Annotated in this window: 17 protein-coding genes and 2 pseudogenes; 18 read left to right on the top strand and 1 reads right to left on the bottom strand. The window is 69.0% G+C overall.

Translation table 11 applies throughout. The features are described from left to right. Positions 1 to 325: 325 nt before the first annotated feature. Positions 326 to 1,984, top strand: a complete 1,659-nt coding sequence (locus ACVKN3_RS05250; protein ID WP_285404147.1) for a Na+/H+ antiporter — start codon at positions 326 to 328, stop codon at positions 1,982 to 1,984. Positions 1,985 to 1,990: 6 nt separating this feature from the next. Here ACVKN3_RS05250 and ACVKN3_RS05245 read toward each other — a convergent pair whose 3' ends face one another. After that, positions 1,991 to 2,776: a TatD family hydrolase gene (locus ACVKN3_RS05245; protein ID WP_354513725.1), complete on the bottom strand. Its 786-nt coding sequence runs from the start codon at positions 2,774 to 2,776 to the stop codon at positions 1,991 to 1,993. Between the two features lie 336 nt (positions 2,777 to 3,112). On the opposite strand from ACVKN3_RS05245, the gene ACVKN3_RS05240 reads away from it, so the two are divergent. The 17 genes and pseudogenes from ACVKN3_RS05240 to gspD all read left to right on the top strand — a co-directional run bounded on the left by ACVKN3_RS05240 (position 3,113) and on the right by gspD (position 24,013). Next, the gene (locus tag ACVKN3_RS05240; RefSeq protein WP_354513727.1) at positions 3,113 to 5,071 is read left to right on the top strand and encodes a S8 family serine peptidase; all 1,959 of its coding nucleotides are present in this window, start codon (positions 3,113 to 3,115) and stop codon (positions 5,069 to 5,071) included. A 122-nt stretch (positions 5,072 to 5,193) separates the two neighbouring features. Further along, positions 5,194 to 5,637: a post-PEP-CTERM-1 domain-containing protein gene (locus ACVKN3_RS05235; RefSeq protein ID WP_285404143.1), complete on the top strand. Its 444-nt coding sequence runs from the start codon at positions 5,194 to 5,196 to the stop codon at positions 5,635 to 5,637. After that, complete coding sequence (locus ACVKN3_RS05230; protein ID WP_285404142.1) at positions 5,634 to 7,616, top strand: PA domain-containing protein; 1,983 nt, start codon at positions 5,634 to 5,636, stop codon at positions 7,614 to 7,616. The genes ACVKN3_RS05235 and ACVKN3_RS05230 overlap by 4 nt, the downstream gene beginning before the upstream one ends. Positions 7,617 to 7,739: 123 nt before the next feature. Then, positions 7,740 to 10,268 (top strand): annotated as a pseudogene (locus ACVKN3_RS05225) (ESPR-type extended signal peptide-containing protein); the annotation flags it as partial. Between the two features lie 171 nt (positions 10,269 to 10,439). Beyond that, a pseudogene (locus tag ACVKN3_RS05220) lies at positions 10,440 to 11,741 on the top strand (YadA family autotransporter adhesin); the annotation flags it as partial. A gap of 6 nt (positions 11,742 to 11,747) precedes the next feature. Continuing rightward, on the top strand, positions 11,748 to 13,178 hold the full coding sequence (locus ACVKN3_RS05215; RefSeq protein ID WP_456991467.1) for a YadA-like family protein: 1,431 nt from the start codon (positions 11,748 to 11,750) through the stop codon (positions 13,176 to 13,178). Between the two features lie 200 nt (positions 13,179 to 13,378). Next, complete coding sequence (gene gspE / locus ACVKN3_RS05210; RefSeq protein WP_285404138.1) at positions 13,379 to 15,103, top strand: type II secretion system ATPase GspE; 1,725 nt, start codon at positions 13,379 to 13,381, stop codon at positions 15,101 to 15,103. Positions 15,104 to 15,113: 10 nt separating this feature from the next. Further along, entirely contained in the window at positions 15,114 to 16,331 is a 1,218-nt protein-coding gene (gene gspF / locus ACVKN3_RS05205) for a type II secretion system inner membrane protein GspF (RefSeq protein ID WP_285404137.1), read from the top strand. Positions 16,332 to 16,358: 27 nt separating this feature from the next. Beyond that, a complete protein-coding gene (gspG, locus tag ACVKN3_RS05200; RefSeq protein WP_081916322.1) occupies positions 16,359 to 16,784 on the top strand; it encodes a type II secretion system major pseudopilin GspG in 426 nt (141 codons plus the stop codon). A gap of 24 nt (positions 16,785 to 16,808) precedes the next feature. Then, complete coding sequence (locus tag ACVKN3_RS05195) at positions 16,809 to 17,249, top strand: GspH/FimT family pseudopilin (RefSeq protein ID WP_285404135.1); 441 nt, start codon at positions 16,809 to 16,811, stop codon at positions 17,247 to 17,249. Beyond that, positions 17,246 to 17,668: a prepilin-type N-terminal cleavage/methylation domain-containing protein gene (locus tag ACVKN3_RS05190; protein WP_285404134.1), complete on the top strand. Its 423-nt coding sequence runs from the start codon at positions 17,246 to 17,248 to the stop codon at positions 17,666 to 17,668. Before ACVKN3_RS05195 ends, ACVKN3_RS05190 begins: the two co-directional genes overlap by 4 nt. Continuing rightward, positions 17,665 to 18,330: a prepilin-type N-terminal cleavage/methylation domain-containing protein gene (locus ACVKN3_RS05185; protein WP_036138108.1), complete on the top strand. Its 666-nt coding sequence runs from the start codon at positions 17,665 to 17,667 to the stop codon at positions 18,328 to 18,330. Before ACVKN3_RS05190 ends, ACVKN3_RS05185 begins: the two co-directional genes overlap by 4 nt. Then, a complete protein-coding gene (locus tag ACVKN3_RS05180) occupies positions 18,330 to 19,181 on the top strand; it encodes a type II secretion system minor pseudopilin (protein ID WP_285404133.1) in 852 nt (283 codons plus the stop codon). Before ACVKN3_RS05185 ends, ACVKN3_RS05180 begins: the two co-directional genes overlap by 1 nt. Beyond that, positions 19,178 to 20,416 carry a PilN domain-containing protein gene (locus ACVKN3_RS05175; RefSeq protein ID WP_354513733.1) on the top strand — a complete coding sequence of 413 codons (1,239 nt, stop codon included), beginning with the start codon at positions 19,178 to 19,180 and terminating at the stop codon, positions 20,414 to 20,416. Before ACVKN3_RS05180 ends, ACVKN3_RS05175 begins: the two co-directional genes overlap by 4 nt. Then, the gene (gspM, locus tag ACVKN3_RS05170) at positions 20,406 to 21,008 is read left to right on the top strand and encodes a type II secretion system protein GspM (protein ID WP_036143564.1); all 603 of its coding nucleotides are present in this window, start codon (positions 20,406 to 20,408) and stop codon (positions 21,006 to 21,008) included. The genes ACVKN3_RS05175 and gspM overlap by 11 nt, the downstream gene beginning before the upstream one ends. Then, positions 21,005 to 21,784, top strand: coding sequence for a hypothetical protein (locus ACVKN3_RS05165; RefSeq protein WP_051938488.1), 780 nt, complete (start codon positions 21,005 to 21,007; stop codon positions 21,782 to 21,784). The genes gspM and ACVKN3_RS05165 overlap by 4 nt, the downstream gene beginning before the upstream one ends. A 39-nt stretch (positions 21,785 to 21,823) precedes the next feature. Continuing rightward, complete coding sequence (gene gspD / locus ACVKN3_RS05160) at positions 21,824 to 24,013, top strand: type II secretion system secretin GspD (RefSeq protein WP_354513735.1); 2,190 nt, start codon at positions 21,824 to 21,826, stop codon at positions 24,011 to 24,013. Positions 24,014 to 24,019: the final 6 nt, after the last annotated feature.

The raw sequence follows: 24,019 nt of genomic DNA, 5'->3' as shown, positions 1-24,019 counted from the left end.
GAAACCGCAACAAGCAAGCCGAAGCTAAGTCGCGCCGATGTGTGCACTCAAGGCGATTTGCATGAACGGATTTCCTTGCGCCACTTGCCTGCGCCGCGATCGCATGGATCAGTCGCTGCCGTCGAATGGGCCGATTGGCGTTACATAGCCATGGATCTCGGTTCCAGACGCAAGAACGCGCGATGCGCGCGCGTCCGGCGATAAAGAAAATTTCATGGAAGAAGGTTCCTGCGCAGGGCTTGCGGGGCCTCCTGATCTTTCAGAAGGCTTTCAAGCCGGCGACAACGGCCTTGCCTGATGTGCGTCCCGTCGCTAGTTTCCCCGGATGTCACTCGTCATCACCATCCTCGTACTGCTCCTGGTCATCGCGCTGTCCGGGGCGATCGTGCGCATCCTGCCCGTCCGGCTACCGCTACCGCTGATCCAGATCGCGCTGGGTGCCCTGCTGGCCCGCCCGTTCGGCATGCACGTGGAGTTCGACCACGAGCTGTTCTTCCTGCTGTTCATTCCGCCATTGCTGTTCGCGGACGGCTGGCGCATCCCCAAGCGGGAGCTCTTCCTGTTGCGCGGGCCCATCCTCGCCCTGGCCATCGGGTTGGTGTTCTTCACCATCGTCGGGGTGGGCTACTTCGTCCACTGGATGATCCCCACCGTGCCCCTCGCCGTGGCGTTCGCGCTGGCTGCCGTACTCTCGCCGACCGATGCCGTGGCGGTCACCTCGATCAGCGGCCAGTCGCCCATTCCCTCGCGGCTGATGCACATCCTGTCTGGCGAGGCGCTGCTCAACGACGCGTCCGGTCTGGTGGCCCTGCAGTTCGCCGTCGCCGCTGAGCTCACCGGGCGCTTCTCGCTGGCGTCCGCCGCCGGCGATTTCGTCGTGATGGCGCTGGGAGGGGTCGCCGCCGGCGTACTGGTCGGTGTCGGCTTCGGTATGTTCCGCCGCCGGCTGGTGCGCTGGAGCGGCGAGGTGGATCCCGCCGCCCAGGTGGCCCTTTTGCTCCTGCTGCCGTTCGCCGCCTACCTGCTGGCCGAGCACTTCGGCGCGTCGGGCATCCTCGCCGCCGTGGCGGCGGGCATGACCATGAACTACACCGACGTCCTCAAGGGCGGCTACGTGGCGACGCGTATGCAGAACTTCGCCGTGTGGTCGATGGTGGAGTTCGTCTTCAACGGCATGATCTTCCTGCTGCTCGGCCTGCAGCTGCCGGCCATCGTCGACGGTGCCAAGGTCGACATCGCGCAGGCGGGTGGCGGCCCCCTCTGGTACCTGGTCGCCTATGTACTGGCCATCACGCTCGCCCTGGTGGTGCTGCGCTTCATCTGGGTGTGGGTGTCGCTGCGCTTCGTGTTCATGCGGGCCCTGCATCGCGGCAAGAAGCGACCCCGGGTCGGCACGCGCCTGATCTGGACGACCGCGCTGGCCGGCGTGCGCGGGGCGATCACCCTGGCCGGCGTGCTGTCGCTGCCGCTGATGAAAGACGTGGGCGTGGCGTTTCCCACGCGCGACCTGATGATCTTCCTCGCCTCGGGGGTCATCCTCAGCACGCTTGTACTGGGCGCCATCGGTTTGCCGTGGCTGGTGAAGGGGCTGAAGATTCCCGGTGAAGACCCACGCGTGCGCGAGGAGCGCAAGGCGCGGGCGCTGGTCGCCGAAGCGGCGCTGCGCAGCATCGAGCAGGAGCAGCGGCGCGTGGCGGAGGAGGGCGACGAGCATGCCATCGCACTGGCCTCCCGGGTCGGCGCGCGCGTGATGGGCGACTACCAGCAACGCCTGGAGGCGGCGGGCGAGGAAGGCGACGTGCCACACAAGGCCCGCGCCGAGGCGGGCACCGAACGCGCGATGCGCGTGGCCGCGCTGCGTGCGGAGCGCCGCGAGCTCTACGAACTGCGGCGCAAGCACGCGATCAACGACGAGACGCTGCGTACCCTGATGCGCGAGGTGGACCTGGCCGAGGCTTCGTTGACCGGCCTGCACGCCGGCTGATCCGGTTCACAAGCCGAAGAAACGCTCGCTGGTACGGACGGTGGACTCGGTGAGTACTGCGGCCGTCTCGCCACGGTCCCGGGCCACCTCGTCACGGATGTGCGCGAGGTACATCGGCTCGTTGCGCCGGTCCTTCGGCAGCGGGCGCACCGTGCGCGGCAGCAGGTAGGGCGCATCGGTTTCCAGCATGAGCCGGTCGGCGGGTATCGATCCGACCAGCTCGCGCAGGTGGGCACCACGGCGCTCGTCGCAGATCCAGCCGGTGATGCCGATGTGGCAGTCCAGGGCCAGGTAGTCGCGTAGCGCCTCACCGGTGTCAGTGAAGCAGTGCACGACCGCGGCCGGAAGGCGGTCGCGGTAGCGCGTGAGGATGGCGAGGAAGTCGTGGTGCGCGTCCCGCTGGTGCAGGAACACCGGCTTGCCCAGGTCCGCGGCGATCGCCAGCTGTCGCTCGAATACCTCCCGTTGCACCTCGCGCGGTGAGTAATTGCGGTTGTAGTCCAGCCCGGTCTCGCCGATCGCACGAACTTCCGGCTCGCGGCCCCACGCGCGCAGTAGCGCGTCGGTGGCATCGTCGTAGTCGATGGCGTGATGCGGATGCACGCCCGCCGTGGCAAAAAGTCGGCCGCCGCTGGCCTTCGCCAGGGCCAGGGCGTGCTCGCTGCCCTCTCGCGATGCCCCGGTTACCACCATCCGGCCCACGCCATGCGCCGTCGCGCGGGCCAGCACATCGTCAAAATCTTGACGGAACGATTCGTGGGTGAGGTTGGCGCCGATGTCGATCAAGTCCATGAATTGGTTCGCTTTGGGACAAGGGTTTGAATGCGGTGCGCGCGTGTTATTGCCGCGCAACACCATGAATTAAAACATGTATGGACGTCCGATCGCGGCTATTGCGGGATTTCCCGGTAACAGCTGTCCGACGTCGATCGGCATGTCGTCAAAATATTGACGTTCGTATTTTCCTACTGCTAGGTTCAACGAACGCCGTCAGGGAGACGGGCATCAGGGGACGTCAGAAGGATCTCAAAGCAGGTGTCTCAAGGGGACGTCGTCACACACGTCGAAAAAGGGAAGGGGGCCGGTCACCGGTTCCTGCAGCAGTACCACGGGCAGAGGGTAGTGCAGATGGTAAATCGCATCGTCGCGGGGACGCTCGTCGCCTCGCTTCTCCTGGGCGTCACGCCCGGTGTTTTCGCCGCGGGGCCGAACGCGCCCCAGGCCACGTTCGACGTCAGCAGCCTGCGGGCACCGACCGGCTACGACCGTTTCATCGTCACCTGGCGTGACGGCACCACGCAGCGCATCAGTGCCTCCGCGGCCACGCAGGCGATCGGCGCAGCGCTCTCGCGCACCGCTGCCACCACCAGCCAGTTGCGCGCCGGCAAGGTCGCCACGACGCAAGCCGTTTACGGACGCAAGCTCGCTACGGGTTCCGACCTGGTCCGCACCTCGCGCAAGCTGTCGCGCAGCGAAGCCGACACCTTGATCCGGCAGATCGCCGCCGATCCCGCCGTCCGGCATGTCGAGCCCGACGCGATGATGCAGAAGATCGACGATATCCGCGCCGCGGCGGTCACGCCGGTGGTAGTCGACGATACGTACTACGCCCGCTACCAGTGGCATTTCCGTCCGGCATTGGGCGAGGCCGAGAAGATCGGCAGCGACACCACCAGCTTCGCCAACCGCGGCGGCAGCAATGTCGCCAATGCATGGAACCTCGCCGACGGTTCGGGCGTCACCGTGGCCGTGCTGGATACGGGCATCACGCAGCATCCGGACATCGACCTGTCGCTGGCCGATGCGGGCTACGACTTCATTTCCGACGGCTTCGTGTCGGGCCGCTCGACGGACGCGCGTGCCCCCGGCGGCTGGGATACGGGCGACTGGACCACCGAGGACAAGTACCTGCTCGCCAACGGCGGCTGCATCGATCCCTCCGCCGGCGACCAGCAGGAAGATTCCAGCTGGCACGGCACGCACGTGTCCGGGACGATCGCGGAGCTGAGCAACAACGCCACCGGCATGGCCGGCATCGCCTATAAGGCGAAGGTACTGCCGGTGCGTGTGCTCGGCCATTGCGGCGGCTACACCTCCGACATCGCGGACGCGATCGTCTGGGCTTCGGGTGGGCATGTCGACGGCGTCCCCGACAATGCCCATCCCGCGCAGGTCATCAACATGAGCCTGGGCGGCGGTGGTTCCTGCGCGTCCGATGCGGTGACCTCCGATGCCATCGCCTCCGCGATGTCGCGCGGCACGACGGTGGTCGTCGCCGCGGGCAACTCGGGCGCCGACGCAGCGAACTACTCGCCGGCCAGTTGCCCCGGCGCACTCACCGTGGCTGCCAACGGCATTGCGGGCAAGCGCGCCTACTACTCCAACTACGGCAGCACCGTGGCGCTGTCCGCACCGGGTGGCGGTATCTACGCGAACGACGGCTCCACGGGTGCCACCGTGCAGGCGGGCTTCATCTGGTCCGCGATCAACGCCGGTACGCAAGAGCCCACGACCGCCAGTTACGGCGGCATGGCGGGTACCTCGCAGGCGACGCCGCATGTGTCCGGCTCCGTGGCCCTGATCCTCTCCGCGACGAAGGCGGCCGGCCTGGCCACGCCGACACCGGCCGCCATCCGCACGTTGCTCACCGCCACGGCGCAGGCCTTTCCGGCCACGCCGGACAAGCCGATCGGCGCCGGCATCCTCGATGCGTACGCCGCGGTGAACAAGGCGCTCGGCAACGATCCGGGCGAGCCCGGCGGTGACGCCACGGCCCTGGCCAACGGGGTCGCGTTGCCCGGCCAGGCCGGTCGCGCCGACGGCGTGCTGGTCTACCGCATCGATGTGCCCGCGGGTGCGCGCTCGCTTGCCTTGCGCAGCTTCGGTGGCAGCGGCGACGTGTCGCTCTACGTGAAGGGTGGCGAAGCCGCGTCGTCGAGCGTCTACGACTATCGGTCGATCAAGCCGTCGACGAACAACGAAGCGGTGACGGTTGCCCGTCCCGCGGCGGGCAGTTGGTACGTCACGGTGGTGGGTGTGAAGGATTTCGCGAACGTCACCGTGCAGGCAAGTTTCACGGCGCCATGAACCAGGCCCGCCGACGCGTCATGCGTCGGCGGGCCTGTGGGGGTTTTTTACGCTGGCGAGGGGGTCTTCGCCGGTGGGCGTGCAGGGAGGGGTCCCGCCGCCGTCTTAGGGAGGTATCGGCAATGCATTCACCAACACTGGCACAGGCCCTCGGCCTGGTGCTGACGGGCATCTTCACCGTGGCGGGCGCGGCAAGCGCCGCCGAAACGTCACCGGCCGCCGCACCGCAGACCGTCATGGTCCAGGGCGTGCAGGTCGCCATCGACCCGTCGACCGGTCGGCTGCGTGAGCCCACCGCCGCCGAGCGCGCCTCGCTGTCCAAGGCCTTCCAGGCCAGCGGTGGCAACGCCGCTTCGTTGAGCACGCAGCCACGCACCGCCGCGGAGGCGCGCTCCACCTTCCGCACGCTCAGCCTCGGCAACGGCGTGCATGCCAGGTCAGTGCGCGTGCCGCAGGAACTCATGAACAGCGTCGTCGCCGAACGCATGCCCGACGGCAGCGTCGCCGTGCACCACGACGACCACGGCGTGCAACCTGCGACGAACGCACCGGAGGTGACACGATGATCCGCCGCAACCTCCTGTTCACCGCACTGGCCGCCGCCAGCCTGTTCGGCAGCATCGGCGTGACCCAGGCCGCGGACATCAAGATCGTCAACCAGGACACCGGCACCGGCAAGGGCCTGGACGATCCGACGCCGGTCTCGCCGGTCGGCGGCAACCCGGGTACCACGTACGGCAAGCAGGCCCTCAACGTCTACCTGTTCGCCGCGGACATCTGGGGCGCCGTGTTGCAAAGCGACGTGACCATCGTCAACAACGCCACGTTCAAGCCGCTGTCGTGCGACGCGACCTCCGGCGTGCTGGGTTCGTCCGGCACCACCAACATCTACTATTTCGACGACACCAGCACGCTGCCGGCGGGCGCGGTGCGCAACACCTGGTACCACGCCGCGCTGTTCGACGCGCTGACCCACGAGGACGGCTCGCCCGGCGAGGCGGATATCCAGAGCCAGTTCAACGGCGCGCTGGGCACCACCGGATGCCTCGAAGGCTCCAAGTGGTACTTCGGCCTCGACGGCAAGACGCCGGCGGGTTCGATCAACTTCCTCAACGTCGTGCTGCACGAGATGGCCCACGGCCTGGGTTTCTCCGGCTTCAACAGCCTGACCACCGGTTCCGGCTACGTGGGTGACGACGGCGTGGCGCGTCCGGACATCTACTCGTCCTTCGTCTACAACGATACGCAGATGAAGAAGTGGTACGACCTGACACCCGCGCAGCGCGTCACGGCGGCACTGGACGACGGCAAGCTGGTGTTCACCGGGGCGACGGTGAAAGCCGAAGCGCCGCTGGCCCTCGGCCTGCCCAACGTGTTCAAGGTGACCGCGCCGGCCGCGGCCGCCGGTGAGTACGGCTATTCGCAGGCGGCCTTCGGCCCCGCCGCCACCGCGGCCAACTTCACCGGCAGCCTGGTGCAGGCCGCGCCGGCCGACGGGTGCACGGCGATCACCAACGCCTCGGCGCTGGCGGGCAAGATCGCCATCATCGATCGCGGTACCTGCGACTTCACCGTCAAGACGCTGAACGCTCAGGGTGCCGGCGCCACCGCCGTGCTCATCGCCAACAACCAGGCCGGTGCGATCACGCCGGGAGGCACCCCCGCCTCGCCGGTGAACATCCCGGTGATCGCGGTCAGCCAAGTGGACGGCAACAAGCTCAAGGCCAACCTGTCGGGCCTGACCGGTACCGTGGGGCAGGGCAGCGGCCTGGCCGGCGCGGATGCGCAGGGCAACGTGTTGCTCTATGCACCGACCACGCTGGCACAGGGCTCGTCGTTCTCGCACTACGACACCCGGCTCACGCCGAACGCGATCATGGAGTATGCGATCAACCAGGACCTGGTCGGCCAGATCGACGTGGACCTGACGCCGGCCCTGTTCCAGGACATCGGCTGGGGCCTCAACCGCACCTCGCAGAAGCTGCTCACCTGCGACACCGGTATCCCGACCCTCGTTCCGGGTGGCGTGATCATCGGTGCCAACGTGATCTCCAACGCGAAGATCCTCGCCAGTTCGTCCGCCACGGTGGGCGATTACCGCGCCGCGGTACGTGGTTATGCCACGCAGCTCGCCAGCGACGGCCTGGTCACGGCGACGCAGGCGTCCAGCCTGAATGCCTGCCTGTCCGATGCGCAGACGCAGGCGCAGTACGCGGCCTGGGGTCCGGCCACGGCACCGTCGGCCATCGTGCTGGGCAACAACGCCGCACTGGGTAACCAGAAGGGCGCGCTCGGTGCCTCGGTGGCCTACCAGCTCACCGTGCCGGACAACGCGAAGACGCTCACCCTGCGCACCTACGGCGGGTCGGGCGACGTGTCGATCTCGGTGGCCGATCCCAAGGGTGTGGTCAAGGTCCAACCGAACCGTCCGGGTAACAGCGAGCCGTTCACGGCGAGTAAGCCGGCCGCCGGCGTGTGGACGCTGACGGTGAAGGGCGAAGCGGCGTACTCGGGCGTCACCGTCCTGGGTGCGTACACGCTCTGAGGACGTGCCGGAACGCGGCCCCGGTTCGCCGGGGTCGCGCTCCACGAGGGGGCCCGCAACGCGGGGCAAGGGGTTTCGTAAAAAGACGTATGGACGGCCGAACGATGCTTGTCGTCGGGCCGTATGGACATTCTCGTCCGGCGTGTGACGACGGAAGGACGACGGGCCGCGCGCAGCGCGCCCGCGCACCGATCGCTCATGGCGGATATCTGGGAGGAACGTGACGTGAACACCATTTACAGCAAGGTTTGGAACGCATCGCTCGGCATGCTGGTCGTGGCATCGGAACTGGCACGTGCCAGGGGCAAGGGCGGCGCCTCCCGTCGCCTGCGTGCCACCATGGCGGCGCTGCCGCTGGTGGCCGGTGTGATGCTGGCCCTGGGCAGCGGGCCCGTGCAGGCCAAGGACAACGGTACCGTGTGCGGCGGTTTCCTGCTGGGCCTGCAGGGCAAGGCACCGGCGGCCAAGGGCAACGACGCCTTCGCCTGCGGTCAGGCTGCGAAGGCCATCGGCGATTTCAGCATCGCGCTGGGCACGGATGCGAAGGCCAGCGGCAACGCCAGTTCCGCCGTCGGCCAGGATGCCCAGGCCACCGGCGATTTCTCTTCCGCGATCGGGCAGGGCACGCGTGCGTCGGGTGCGGACAGCACGGCGGTGGGACAGGGTGCCAACGCTGCCTCGGTGGGCAGTACGGCGATCGGGCGTGGCGCCCGCGCCATCGCGAACAACGCGGTGGCGATCGGCAGCGACAGCATCGCCAACCGCGCCAACAGTGTGTCCGTGGGCCGCGCGGGTGCGGAGCGGCAGGTGACCAATGTCGCCGCCGGTACCCAGGCCACCGACGCGGTGAACAAGGGTCAGCTCGACAAGGTGTCCACGACCGTGACCGGCGTCTCCCGCAGCGTGGACACGCTGTCGAAGCGCGTCGACGGCGTGTCGGGCGATGTCACCGCGCTGGCCGACAGCGTCAGCGACGCCACCCATTACTACAAGGCGAACGGTGCGGGTGACGGTAGCGACGATGCGCAGGCGGTCGGCGATTACGCCACGGCCTCGGGTTCCGGCGCGTTCGCCAACGGTACGGGTACCAGCGCGTTCGGCGCCGGTGCGGTCTCGACCGGCGCGTTCGCCACGGCCACCGGTTACGGTTCGGTTGCCTCGGGCCAGAACAGCGCGGCGTACGGTTCGGGCGCACAGGCTACGGCCAACGGCACGACGGCGATCGGCGCGCAGGCGCTGGATGCGGATGGCAATCCGCTGATCACGTACACCTCGACTGGCGAAGCGGTGGGGCCGGCGACGGCCTCCGGCCTGGCCGCCACGGCGATCGGCGCGAGCGCGCAGGCGGAAGGTGCCTATGCGACCGCGCTGGGCACGGCGGCGTTCGCCCAGGGTGAGCAGTCGACGGCCAGTGGTTTCCTCGCCCAGGCCTCGGGCAACGGCGCCACGGCGACCGGTTCGCAGGCGTTTGCCGATGGCGAACTGTCGGTCGCGAACGGCTACGGCTCCTCGGCCTACAGCGCCGGTGCCGTGGCAGTGGGTGGCAGCGCCAGCGCGTCGGGTGCGGGCAGCGTGGCGATCGGCAACGCGGCAGAGACCGGTTTCGGCCTGTTCGGGCTGGAGGCGGAGAACGCGGTGGCGCTGGGCAGCAACAGCTGGGCGCTGGGCAACAACGCCACGGCGCTGGGTGCGAACGCCTGGGCGCTGGGCGAGAACTCGGTGGCCCTGGGTGCCGGCTCGCAGGCGGAACGCGACAACACGGTGTCGGTCGGCGATGTGGGTAGCGAGCGGCAGATCACGAACGTCGCCGCGGGCACCGAAGCTACCGATGCGGTGAACAAGGGACAGCTGGACGCGGTGTCCACCGCTACGGCGGATGCGGGCCATTACTTCAAGGCGAACGGCAACGGCGACGGCTCGGACGATGCGCTCGCTTCGGGTAACTACGCCACCGCGGCGGGCTCCGGTGCGTTTGCCGGCGCCGATGGCGCCACGGCGTTCGGCAGCGGTGCCGTTGCGACGGGCGCGAATGCCACCGCCAGCGGTTACGGCAGCCTTGCCACGGGTGCGAGCAGCGCGGCCTACGGTGCCAACGCCGAGGCGTCCGGTGCGGGCGCCACCGCGACCGGCGAGGGCAGTGCGGCGTTCGGTGACGAATCCAGCGCGCACGGCCACGGCGCGATCGCCGATGGTGCCGGTGCGTCGGGTTACGGCGCGGGCAGCCTCGCCAGCGGCGACTACGCCACGGCGGTCGGCCAGGGCGCGATCGCCCAGGGCACCGGTTCGTCGGCGATCGGCAGCGGTGCCAGCACCAATGCGTCGTTCGCCACGGCCGGCGGTTACGGGGCGTCGGCCTCGGGCCAGAACAGCGCGGCGTACGGTTCGGGCGCACAGGCTACGGCCAACGGCACGACGGCGATCGGCGCGCAGGCGCTGGATGCGGATGGCAATCCGCTGATCACGTACACCTCGACCGGCGAAGCGGTGGGGCCGGCGACGGCCTCCGGCCTGGCCGCCACGGCGATCGGCGCCAGCGCGCAGGCGGAAGGTGCGTATGCGACCGCACTGGGCACGGCGGCGTTTGCTCAGGGCGAACAGTCCACGGCCAGCGGTTTCCTGGCCCAGGCCTCGGGCAACGGCGCGACGGCGACCGGTTCGCAGGCGTTTGCCGATGGCGAATTGTCGGTGGCGAACGGTTACGGTTCCTCGGCCTACAGCGCCGGTGCGGTGGCGGTGGGTGGCAGCGCCAGCGCCTCGGGCGCGGGCAGCGTGGCGATCGGTAATGCGGCGGAGACGGGCTTCGGCCTGTTCGGGCTGGAGGCGGAGAACGCGGTGGCGCTGGGCAGCAACAGCTGGGCGCTGGGCAACAACGCCACGGCGTTGGGTGCGAACGCCTGGGCGCTGGGCGAAAACTCGGTAGCCCTGGGCGCCGGCTCGCAGGCGGAACGCGACAACACGGTGTCGGTCGGCGATGTGGGCAGCGAGCGACAGATCACGAACGTCGCCGCGGGCACCGAATCTACCGATGCGGTGAACAAGGAACAGCTGGACGCGGTGTCCACCGCCACCAGCGATGCCGGTCATTATTTCCGGGCCAACGGCGCGGGCGACGGCAGCGACGATGCGCAGGCGGTCGGCGATTACGCCACGGCCTCCGGCTCGGGTGCGTTCGCGGCGGGTACCGGCGCGACGGCCACGGGTGCGGGCGCAGTCGCCACCAGCGATTTCTCCACGGCGAACGGATACGGCAGCGTGGCCAGCGGGAAGAATGCCGCGGCCTTCGGTGCCGGCGCGCAGGCCACGGGCGCCGGCAGCGTCGCGGTGGGCGGCAACGCCATCGACGCGGACGGCAATCCGTTGATCTCCGACACGAACGGCAACCCGGTCGATACCGGGGCCACGAGTGCGGGCGTTGGCGGCACGGCCATCGGCGCAAGTTCGCAGGCCAGCGGTTTCGCGTCCACGTCGGCCGGCGTCGGCGCCTATGCCTCGGGCGCGCAGTCCACGGCGCTCGGTGCGGTGGCGAATGCCACGGGCGATTACTCGACCGCGGTCGGCACGTCGACCACCGCCTCGGGCGCGGGTTCGGTGGCGGTAGGTGGCCCCGGCAACCTGGCGGGCCTGGGCCTCGTCTATACGGGTGCCACCGGTGACAGCGCCGCGGCCTTCGGTGCCGGTGCGCAGGCGACCGCCGATTACGCGACCGCCCTGGGCGGCATCGCGGCTGCCGAAGGCGTGGGCAGCACGGCGCTGGGCTATTTCGCTTATGCGCCGGGTGACAATGCCACTGCCCTGGGCATCAACAGCTGGGCATCCGGTGCCAGCAGCGCGGCCGTGGGCGACTTCTCCACCGCACGCGGTGCCGCCAGCGTCGCGCTGGGCGCGAACAGCTTGGTCACGACGCCGGCCACCGGCGCGGTGGCGATCGGCAGCGGCGCGACGGCCACTGCGGCGAACAGCGTGGCGCTGGGCGCCGGCGCCAACGCCGATCGTGAGGGCACCGTATCGGTCGGTGCACGGGGCAGCGAACGTCAGGTGACCAACGTGGCGGCCGGTTCGCAGGGCACGGATGCCGCCAATGTCCAGCAGTTGACGGATCTGGCCGGTAGCGTCAGCTCGGCGGCCCACTATGTGTCCGCGACGGGCGCCGGTGACGGCAGCGACGACGCCAGCGCCACCGGCGCCTTCGCCACCGCCATCGGTGCGGGCAGCCGCGCCAGCGGTGACCTGTCGACGGCGCAGGGCGCGTTCGCGACAGCCAGCAGGACGTCGGCCACCGCGATCGGCGCCTCCGCCAACGCCGGCGCCACCAGCGCCACGGCGATCGGCGACAGCGCCCGCGCCCTCGGCGTGAATTCCGTGGCCCTGGGTGCCGGCTCGGTCGCCACGCGCGCCAACACGGTATCCGTCGGCGGCACGAGCGGGAACCGCCAGATCACCAACGTGGCCGCGGGCACGCAGACCACGGATGCGGTGAACCTGGGTCAGTTGAACACGGCGATGTCGGGGGCCTTTTCCGGCACGTCCAGCCTTGCCGGGAACACCATGGCCATGGCGCTCGGCGGCGGCGCCACGATGGGCGCCAACGGCTTCGTCGGCCCGGTATACAAGGTGCAGGGCGGCGCCTACAGCACCGTAGGCGACGCGGTGGGTGCCCTGGACGGCGCGCTGTCGTCGATCGGCACGCGGGTGAACAAGCTGGAGTCTGCCGCGGGTGGCAGCACGATCCCCGGCGCCACGCCGGTAAGGCGCAACGCCCTGGTCTCGACCAGCGTGGCCAGCACGACGCAGACCACGGCAGCCGACGAGACCGCTTCCGCGCCGGTAACGGCAGCCGCGGCGCCGGTGGTCGCGGCTGCGCCCGTGACCGCCGCCGCCGTGGCGGAAGGCACCGGCGGCGGCACGGCCATCGGCACCGGCAGCTTCGCCAAGGACCCGACCGACCTGGCCGTGGGCACCAACGCCACCGTCGGCGCCGACAACGGTACCGCGGTGGGCACGGGGGCGACGGTGACGGCGGCCGCCACCAACAGCGTCGCGCTGGGCGCCAACTCGGTGGCCGACCAGGCCGACACCGTGTCGGTCGGCAGTGCCACCGCGCAACGTCGCGTCACCAACGTCGCCGCCGGCACCGCCACCACCGATGCCGCCAATGTCGGCCAGGTGGACCAGGCAGTCGCTACCGCAAAGTCCTACGCCGACCAGGGAGATGCCACGACGCTTACCAGCGCCAAGGCCTATACCGATCAGAAGTTCGGGGATGTGGTCAGCGGCGGCGCGTTCGATGACTACAAGCGCCAGGTCGATCATCGCTTCAACAACCTCAACGACCGCCTCAACCGGGTGGGCGCCATGGGTGCGGCGATGTCGCAGATGGCGTTCAGTACGCAGGGGGTCAGCGGCGACAACCGGCTCGGCGTCGGCGTAGGCGGGTACAAGGGGCAGGGAGCCCTGTCGGTCGGCTACTCGCGTAGCCTCTCGCCGCGCGCCAGTCTGACCTTCGGTGCCGCCGTCAGCGGTGGTGAGTCCTCGGGTGGCGTGGGTGTGGGCGTTGGCTGGTAATTACTACCGGTAAGTGCCTACACGGCACGGCCAAGTCCTTGAAAGCCGGCGGCAACGCCGGCTTTCTCTTGTTGCGCCCTGTCGCGGATCGAACACGGCCGGGTCGCCGTTGACATGTGGTCTGTGCTACCAATAGCGGCCCGGGCGGTCAGGAACGACCGCGTGGCAAGACGTAAACCTGTAGACCGTATGGAGTTGGCATGTCTGCGATGACCGAACCCACCGACATGCTGACCGGCGCACCCGGGGAAGCGCAGGTTTGTGCGCACCTGGTCGCGCATGGCCGTCTCAAGGACACCGATCTCGCGCGGGCGCGTCGCCTGCACGACGAAACCCCCGACGGCACGCTCACGTCGCTGATGGCTCGCCTCGGCCTGGTCTCCGAACGCGACCTCGCCGATGCCTGGGCCGACCTGCTGCGCCTGGACCTGCTGGCCGCCAAGGACGCCCCGGAGCTGCCTCCGACGGACGTGGAACTGTCGGTGCGTTTCCTCAAGCAGTACCACGTGGTGCCCGTGCGCGAAGGCGACGACGGCCTGGGCCTGCTCGTGGCCGATCCGGCCGATCCTTACCCGCTGCAGGCCGTGCGCCTGGCCACCGGGCGCGACGTGCAGCTCCGCGTGGGGCTGCGCTCGGAAATCGACGACCTCATCGAACGCTATTACGGCCAGGGCCGCTCGGCCATGGGCAGCATCGTCGAAAGCCTGGACGGCAACGCCGCGGAAGAAGACGACGTGGAGCACCTGCGCGACCTCGCTTCCGAGGCGCCGGTCATCCGCCTGGTCAACCTGATCCTGCAGCGTGCCGTCGAGCAGCGCGCGTCCGACGTGCACATCGAACCGTTCGAAAACCGCCTCAAGGTGCGCTACCGCATCGACGGCGTGCTGCATGAAGTGGAAGCGCCGCCGTCCAGTTCCACCGCGGCGGTGATCTCGCGCGTGAAGATCATGGCGCGGCTCAACATCGCCGAGCGCCGCCTGCCGCAGGACGGACGCATCCAGCTGCGTGTGCAGGGCAAGGAACTCGACCTGCGCGTGTCCACGGTGCCCACCAGTTTCGGCGAGTCGGTGGTCATGCGCATCCTCGACCGCGAGTCGGTCATCTTCGATTTCGCGTCGCTGGGCTTCACCGACGCGTTCCGCGACCGCTTCGTCGAGGTGCTGGACCGCCCCCACGGCATCCTGCTGGTCACCGGTCCCACCGGCTCGGGCAAGACGACCACGCTGTACACGGCGTTGTCGCAGATCAACACGCCCGACGTGAAGATCATCACCGTCGAGGATCCCGTCGAATACCAGATCGAAGGCATCAACCAGATCCAGGTCAAGCCGCAGATCGGGCTCGACTTCACCGGTGCCCTGCGCTCCATCGTGCGCCAGGATCCGGACGTCATCATGATCGGCGAAATGCGCGACCTGGAAACCTGCCGCATCGCGATCCAGTCGGCACTCACCGGACACCTGGTGTTGTCCACGCTGCATACCAACAGCGCGTCGGGCGGCATCACCCGCATGCTCGACATGGGCGTGGAGGATTACCTGCTCGGGTCCACCGTCAACGGCATCCTGGCGCAGCGCCTGGTCCGCCGCCTCGACCCGGAAACGGCGGTGCCCTACGAAGCCCTGCCCGAAGTGATCGAGCAGTTCGAGTTGCACAAGTACACCGACGAGCGTCCCATCCGCTTGTGGAAGCCCGGCACCAGCGCGGTCAATCCCACGGGCTATCGCGGCCGCCGGGCCATCATGGAATTCCTGGTCATGAGCGATCCGCTGCGCCGCCTGCTGATGAAACGCGCCGACGCGGGCGAGATCGAGCGCCAGGCACGCGCCGAAGGCATGCGCACGATGTACGAGGACGGCCTGGCCAAGGCCGTGGCCGGCATCACCACGATCGAGGAAGTCCTGCGCGTCACGCAGGAATCCTAGGCCCCCACGCATGAGCATGTTCCGCTATCGCGCCATCAGTGCCGCCGGTGAGGCCCTTACCGGTCGCATGGAAGCCGCGTCCGTGGCCGACGTGGTCGCACGCCTGCAAGACCAGGGGCACACGCCGCTCGAAGCCGCGCCCGCCGACGGCGCGGCTTCGAGCGGCGGTCTCGCGGGCATGTTCCGCAAGGGCACCTTCACCGGCGACCAACTCGCCCAGTTCACCCACCAGCTGGCCACGCTGCTCGGCGCCGGCCAGCCGCTGGATCGCGCCCTCGGCATCCTGCTCGATCTCCCGGAAGGCGAACGGGCAAAAAACCTGGTCGAGCGCGTTCGCGATCGCGTGCGTGGCGGCACCACCCTCTCCACGGCACTGGACGAGGAAAACGGCGTCTTCCCGCGGCTTTACGTCAGCCTGGTACGGGCCGGCGAAGCGGGCGGCTCGCTGGACGAAACCCTGCGGCGTCTGGCCGATTACCTCGAACGCGCGCAGGCGCTGCGTGGCAGCATCGTCAACGCGCTGATCTACCCGGCCTTCCTCATGGTCGGCGTGCTCGGATCGCTGGTCCTGCTGCTCGCCTACGTCGTGCCGCAGTTCGTGCCGATCTTCGCCGACATGCAGGTACCCATTCCGCTTATCACCCAGGTAGTACTCGCGCTGGGCACGGTCATCAGCGACTGGTGGTGGGCGATCGTCCTGGTGATGGTGGTGCTCGGACTGGTGCTGCGCCTTCGACTGCGCGATCCGGACACGCGGCTGGCCTTCCATGGCCGGTTGCTGACGATGCGTGTGGCCGGCCCCTTGCTGCTGAAGGTGGAAACGGCGCGCATCGCACGCACCCTGGGCACGCTGCTGAAGAACGGCGTGCCGCTGTTGTCGTCGCTGGCCATCGCCCGCCAGGTGACCGGCAACCGCGCGCTCGATCAGGCACTGGAGCAGGCAGCCGAGCGGGTCAAGGGCGGGTCGGGACTGGGCAGTTCGCTCGCCCAGACCGAACGCTTTCCCCGTCTCGCGCTGCAGATGATCCAGGTGGGTGAAGAAGCCGGCGCGCTCGACACCATGCTGCTCAAGGTCGCCGACACCTTCGACGTGGAAGCCAAGCGCGCCATCGATCGCCTGCTGGCGGCGCTGGTGCCGGCACTCACCATCGTCATGACCGTCATGGTCGCTTTCATCATGGCGGCGATCCTCCTGCCGCTGCTCAGCCTCACCAGCAACATCAACTGATCCGACCCGTTTCAAGGAGCCTGACCCATGCGTGTGAACCGTACCCTTCGTCACAGCCACGCCCGCGGCTTCACGCTGCTGGAAATGCTCGCCGTGATCGTCCTGATCGGCATCATCGGCGCCATCGTCGTGACCCAGGTCGGCAAGAACGTCGACAAGGGCAAGTACGGCGCCGGCAAGGCACAGCTGACCACGCTGGGCCAGAAGGTCGAGAACTACGCGCTGGACAACGGCAGCCCGCCGCACTCGCTGGACGACCTCGCCACCAAGCCGGCCGATGCGCAGAACTGGCAAGGTCCCTACGCCAAGGCGTCCGACCTGAAGGACCCGTGGGGCCACCCGTTCGGCTACCGCTACCCCGGTGAGCACGGCAGCTTCGACCTGGTCTTCTACGGGCAGGACGGCAAGGCGGGCGGCGACGGCTATTCGGCCGACGTCGGCAACTGGCAGTAAGCCGGCGCGATTCCCGGACCGGCCATGCGCGCGCGCGGATTCACGCTTTTCGAGATGCTGGCGGTCATCCTGTTGATCGGGATCGCGGCGGCGGCCGTCTCGATTCCCGTCACGCAAGGCCTGGCCAGCGCACGGGTGAATGCGGCCAGCGGTGAACTCGCGGCCGCGCTACGCTGGACGCGCGCGCAGTCCATCGTGAAAGGCGAAAGCCTGGCGCTCGAGGTCGATACCTCCGCGGCCACCTATCACGCCCCGGGCAAGCCCGTGGTGCACCTGCCCAGGGACATGCGCGTGGCGATCACCAGCGCACGCGAAGACCAGGCCAACGCCACCACCGGACGCATCCGATTCTTTCCCGACGGCAGTTCCACGGGTGGCCGTATCACGCTCACGCGTGGCGATCGCCAGTGGCACGTCAACGTGGCCTGGCTTACCGGCGCCATCCAGGTGGTGGACAGCCGATGACACGCATGGGCCGCCAGGGTGGTTTCAGCCTGCTCGAAGTCATTGCCGCCATCGCCGTGCTGGCCATCGCCTTTTCCGCGTTGATGCAGGTGGCAGGCAGTTCCATGAGCCTGACCGCGCGCGCGAACGAGCGCACGCAGGCGGCGTTGCGGGCACGCAGCCTGCTCGACGGCGCCTTCGTCATGGAGCCCCTGCGCGAGGGCAGCAGCGAAGGGCGGATCGACGATGTCTACCGCTGGCGCATGAACGTCAGTCGTTACCAGTCACCCGGCGATCGTCCCGCCGCGGACGGTGTCAGCCCGGCGGCCTTGCTGTATCGACTCGACCTGGACGTGATGTGGGGGCCGGAGGGCAGCGAGCGACACGCGCGCTTCGCCACGCTGCGCATGGGCAACCCCAACCAGGACGCTTCGCCATGAGGCGACAGCAGGGTTTCAGCCTGATGGAGGTGCTGGCCGCGCTCGCGCTGCTGACCATCGTGCTGTTGGGCGTGTATTCCGGGATCAGCACCGCGTCGCGCATCGTGCGCAGCGGTGGCCAGGCCATCCAGCGGATGGACGAGATCCGCTCGGCCCAGGGCTACCTGCGCAGCGAGATCGCCCAGGCGCTGATCGTGCCGTTCGGCGAAACCGACGACGGCGATCCCATCGTGTTCTCCGGTGATGCCAGCACGCTCCGCTTCGTGGCGCCGATGCCCGGTTACCTGTCGCGCCTGGGGCCGCAACTGCAAACGGTGTCGCTGGTGCGCGACGGCAACCAGGGCTATCGGCTGGAAGTGGCCCTGGCCATGCTGCCGCCCAACGGGGGCGATCCCAAGCCACTGGGCGAGCCCGAGGTGTTGCTGCGCGGCATCCGGCGCGGCGCCTTCGCCTATCGCGGCATGGACGACAAGAACCAGCCGGGCGACTGGCAGGACACCTGGGACGACGGCCGGCGCACGCCCATGTTGGTCAGGCTGTCGCTCGATGTGGGCAGCAACGTGGTCTTTCCGACCCTGGTCGCGCCTATCCGCCTCGATCCCACGGCATCGCGCAACGGGTTCTCACTGACGCGCGGCGGGCGCGGGCCGGTGCTCCGGTGATGCGGCGCAGGCAACGCGGTGTTGCCCTGCTTATCGTGCTGTGGGGCTGCACGTTGCTGGCCATCATGCTCGGCGGCTTCGCGGCACTGGCCCGCACCGAGGGACTTCAGGCCCGCTATCAGTTCGCCCAGACACGTGCGCACTACGCGGCCGAGGCGGGCCTGGTACGTGCCATCCAGGCGCTTCAATCGCCCGACATCGATTCGCGCTGGGTAGCGGACGGCCGGCCGTACCTGTTCACGTTCGACGATGCCAAGGTCACCCTCACCATCATCGACGAGGACGGCAAGGTCGATCTCAACGCCGCCTCCGACGACGTGCTGACCGGTCTGTTCAAGGCGGCGGGCGCGCCCGACGACAAGGCGAGCCGGCTCTCCGCGGCCATCCAGGACTGGCGGCGGGCAGGCGACGAAGCCTTGCCCAACGGCGCCAAGCTGCCGCAGTACCAGGCGGCGGGACTCGATTACGGCCCACGCAACGGACCCTTCGCCACGGTGGAAGAGGGGCGCATGGTGCTCGGCATGGATGCGGCCCTGTGGACCCAGGTGGCTCCCGTGCTGACGATCTGGTCGGGCCGCGAACGGCCGAACACCGAGCACGCGCCGCCGCTGGCCCTTGCCGCGATTCCAGGCATGGGCACCGCCGGTGCCGCCGCGGTCCTTGCCGCGCGCGGGCAAGCCACGGGTGCCGTGGCGGCAGGAGGCAACGGTGTCACGCACACGATACGTGCGCAGGCGATCCTTGACGACGGGACTCGGAGTTCCCTTACAGCGACGATCCGACTGCGTGGGATAAGATCCGGAAACCAGCCCTACGCGGTATTGCGTTGGCGCGAAGGAGACGAGGAATGAGCGCTTTGCAGGACGCCTCCCAGTTGCAGCTCGAGCGCTTCCGCCGCGCCTGGCGGGGCAGTGCGTTGCCCGGGCTGTTGCGCTGGTGGGGCGGCGAACTGGCCGCCCTCATGCCCGTCCGCTGGCGCGAAGCCTTCGCCGGTGGCGAGCGCTGGTACGCGGTGGAGCGTCACGACACCGGCTGGCAGATGCGCCGCGCGGGCGAGTCCCTGCCCGTGGCCGAGGCCGCCGATGCCGACACACCGGAGCACCGCGCCGCCGTGCTGGCCGGGGCGCTCGCCGAGGCCGATCCCGCCGACCGGCGCGTGGCCCTGGTGCTGCCCGCGGCCCAGGTGATGCGCCGTCGGCTGGTACTGCCGCTCGCGGCGCGCGACAACCTGCGTCAGGTGGTCGGGTTCGACCTGGACCGGCAAACCCCGTTTCGCGCAGAGGATATCCACTACGGCGTACGCGAGATCGGCGCTGCCGGCACCGAGGGCCGTTTCATCGCCGAACTGGCGGCCACGCCGCGCATCGCGCTCGATCCGCTGCTCGACGAACTCGCCGGTCTGGGTGTCATGCCGGACCGTGTCGATGTCGCCGAGGGCCACGACCTCGCCGGGGTGGATCTGCTGCCGCCCGCACGGGCGCCGCGCCGTGTCGACCGACGCCGACGCCTCAACCTCATGCTGCTCGCGGCCATCGTGCTGCTGGCGATCGCCACCATGGCGATGTGGCTGCACAACCGCACCCTCGCGCTGGAGACGATGCGCGCCGAAGTCGAAGCCATGCAGGGCGATGCCCAGCGGGTGAAGGCCCTTCGCCAGAAGCTCACCGACAGCGCCGGTGCGTCCGGTTTCCTCGCCCGTCGAAAAACCGAAACGCCGGCCGTCCTGCCCGTTCTCGACGAACTCACCCGCCGGCTCCCCGACGACACCTGGCTGGAGCGCTTCACCCTCAACACCACGGGCCAGCTCGGTTTCCAGGGACAAAGCCCCCAGGCGGCGCGCCTTATCGATGCGTTGAAGGGTGCGCGCACCATTGGCGACCCCAGCTTCCAGGGCACGATCCAGTCCGACCCCACCTCGGGCAAGGAGCGCTTCTACATGCAGGCCAAGGCGATCATCCCCAAGGCGGCGGCCCCCGCCGCATCCGCGGGTCCCGCCCGCGCCGGCACCACGGGTACATCCACGCAGGGTGGCGCGCGCGGCGCCGCCGCCGCGTCCACCGCCAGGGAGGCCCCCCATGCGCCTTAAGCCCGCCGAATCGCGCATCGCCGCCATCCTGCTCGCGCTGGTCGTGCTCGTCCTTGCCTACTTCATCTTCATCCACTGGTGGTTCGTGGCCCCGCAAGCGGCCATCGCCGACGAAATGGACGATCTGCGCGACACGCAGCGGCGCTACGCCGCCGCTATCGCCGAACGCCCGCAGCTGGAAAAACGGCTGGCTTCGCTCGAACAGGGGCAGACCCGCAGCGATGCCTTCCTGCCGGGCGACGATACCAACGCCGCGGCGGCGGGCCTCATGCAACGCATCGTCGATGTCGCCGCCGCGCACAAGGAAGACGGCGCCTGCGACGTGGTGCAGAAGATGCCGGTGCCCAGCCAGGAAAAAACCGGCGACCCCTACCGCAAGGTCACGGTGAACATCAGCCTGCGTTGCCAGATGCAACCGATGACGGCCGTCATCCACGACATCGAGAACGCCACGCCATACCTGTTCATCGAAGATTTCAGCATCTATCGCAACCCGGTCGCGGCGCGTGCCGGCGGCGCCGCGCCGATGGAAGTCCAGTTCACCGTCTCCGGTTACATCCATGCCGCCAGCGCGGCGAAGGCGGCCACATGAACGCGGCCGGACAGCGGCGGCTGACGCCCTTGCTGGCGGGCGTAGCCCTGGTGCTTGCCGCCACCTTGTGTGTCTTCGCACTGGGCGTGGGGCGGGGAGTCCGCTGGGACCCACCGGGCGATCCGCAGGCACTGCCTGCCGCGCGTCCGGTCGCCATGCCGACGCCGGTGCCGCTCGCGCGCTTTGTCGAGGTCTGGCAACGGCCCTTGTTCATGGCCGACCGCAAGCCGGTCGCGGCGGCGGGCGACGACGACAGCGCCAGCAACATCGGCGATCTCGAACTCACGGGCATCATCATGACACCTGGCCTGCGCATGGCCTTGCTGCGTGACAAGGGCAAGGACGTCACCGTGCGCGTGAAGGAGGGCTCGCCCCTCGCCGAGGGCCACTGGACGCTCGCCTCGCTCACGCCGCGCAGTGCCGTGTTCGACAATGGCGGCGAACGCCGCGAGCTGACGTTGAAGGTCAGCGCGCCGGAAGCCCTGGCCAAGGACGGGAAGCGTCCCGGCGTGCCGCCAGGTCAACCCGCGCAGCCTGGTCAGCCCACGCCCTCGCCGTCGCTGCCCCCGGGCGCCATGCGTATCGAACAACCGCAGGCATCGGGCATGACGGGCCCGGCACTGCCGCGTCCGGCCGATGCCGGTGCACGACAGGCTCCGCCGCGTCAGGACGACGAAGCCCTGCAGCGTGCCCGTATCGACGCACTCAAGCAGGCGGTGCAGAAGCGCCGCATGGAACAGCAGCAACAACACCCGCAGGCGCAGGACTCGCAATAGCGGGCGCGTCCCGCGCCCCCAAGGAAGGAGGAGCAACACATGAAACCATGCACACTCGGCATGGCCGCCCTGTCGGCCCTGCTGATGGCCGGCTGCGCCTCGCATTCGTCCCGGCTCGCCTCGCACGCGCTGGAATACGAAGCGCTGGCCGGCACCGAACGGCCCGTACCCGCGCCCTTGCCGCTGAACGAGCCGCCCGAGGCCGATGTCACCGATGCCGCCGTGCCGTCGATCCAGCCCGGCAACGGACACTTCATCAGGCCGCAGGCGCGGACGGTGCCATCCCCCGTGGCCAGCGGAACCGACGCGGTGACCTTCAACTTCGAAGACCAGCCCGTGGAGGCCGTGGTCAAGGCCATCCTGGGCGACCTGCTGAAGGCCAACTACGCGGTATTGCCTGGCGTGCGCGGCACCGTGTCGTTCTCCACGGCGCAGCCCGTGACGCGCGAGCAGGCCCTGCCCATCCTGGAGACCTTGCTGTCCTGGACGGGCAATGCGCTGGTCCACGAGCAGGGCCGCTACAACGTGCTGCCTTCGACGCAGGCCGTCGCCGGCCACCTCGTGCCCCGCCTGAAGGCCGGCGCACCGGCCGCGGGCATGTCCGCACGCCTCTTCACCCTTCGCCACGTGGCGGCGCCGGAAATGGCCAGGCTGCTGGCACCGTTCGTGCTCCCCGAGGCCGTGCTGCTCGCGGATCCCGCGAGGCCGGTGCTCGTGCTTGCCGGCACGCCCGATGAACTCGCGAATTACCAGGCCACCATCGACACGTTCGATGTCGATTGGGTGGCCGGCATGTCGGTCGGGGTGTTCAGCCTGAAGCATGCCACCGTCGGTGAGTTACTGCCTGCCCTGGAGTCGGTATTCGGGAAGGACAGCGGTGGCCCGGTCGCCGGCCTCGTCCGCTTCCTGCCCGTCGAGCGTACCGGCAGCATCGTGGTCATCGGTACACAGGAATCGCATGTCAGTCAGGTGGGCGAATGGATCGCGCGCATCGACGGCGGGGGTGGCAACGAACCCCGCCTCTTCGTCTACGACCTGCGTAACCTGCCGGCCACCGATGTGGCGCGCTACATCGGCAGCGTGTTCGATGCATCGGTCGGTGGCGACCAGGGCGGTCGGGTGGTGCCGGGGCTGGAGGCGGACACCTTGGGCGGCACCGTGGGAACCACGGATCCCGGTGGCATCGGCGCCGGCTTTGGCGACCGTGACACGGCCGAGGACCCCACCTTCTTCCAGTCCGCCACGCCCTCGTTATCCGGATCGGGCCGCGGCACGGGTGCCGGCACCATACGGGTCACCGCCATCGACGCGAACAACCAGCTGATGATTCGCGCGCGCCCCTCGGAGTGGTCGGAGGTGCGCAAGGCGATCGAGCGCCTGGACGCGGTGCCCCTGCAGGTGCAGATCGAAACACGCATCCTCGAAGTGCAGCTGCGCGACGCCTTTCGCTTTGGCGTGCAGTGGTACCTCGAAGGCCTCGCGGGCGGCAACGGCGGAGTGGCACAACCCGGCAACAAGCAGCAGTGGGCACTGGGCGGCGGCATCGGGGCCGTGCCCACCGGTCGGCCGGACACCTTGTTCTACTCGTTCGTCAACAGCGAGTTGCAGGTGGCGTTGCGCGCGATGGAACACAACGGACATACCAAGATCCTCTCGGCACCCTCGCTGGTGGTGGTGAACAACCACAAGGCGCGCATCCAGGTCGGTGACCAGATTCCGGTGACGCAGACCTACGTGAACACGAACGTCGGCAGCGGCAATCCGGTGGGGCAGGTGGAATACAAGGATACCGGCGTCATCCTCGACGTGCGCCCGCGCGTGAATCCGGGTGGCCTGGTTTACCTCGACGTGGTCCAGGAAGTCAGCCGGGCCGGTAGCGACACCAACGCCACCAACCTGCCGATCATGAAGCGCAAGCTGACCACCCAGGTGGCGGTGCAGAGCGGCCAGACGGTGCTGCTCGGCGGGCTCATCCGCGAACTGGACACGGAAAACCGCAGTGGGGTGCCAGGCCTGTCGCGCGTACCGTTGCTGGGCGCGTTGTTCCGCAACCAGGACAACGGCGGTATGCGTACGGAACTCGTCGTACTGATTACGCCGCGGGTGATCGCCAACGGCGTGGAGGCCAAACGGGTGCTGGACGACTACCGCCGATCGTTCCGCTCACTGCGGCCGCTGGAGCGTGTCGCCCGCGATACGCTCACGGACGAACCTCCGGAAGAGGGCTGATAAAGC

The organism is Luteibacter sp. PvP120, from assembly GCF_054055715.1.
This window is presented reverse-complemented; position numbering and strand designations above follow the sequence as displayed.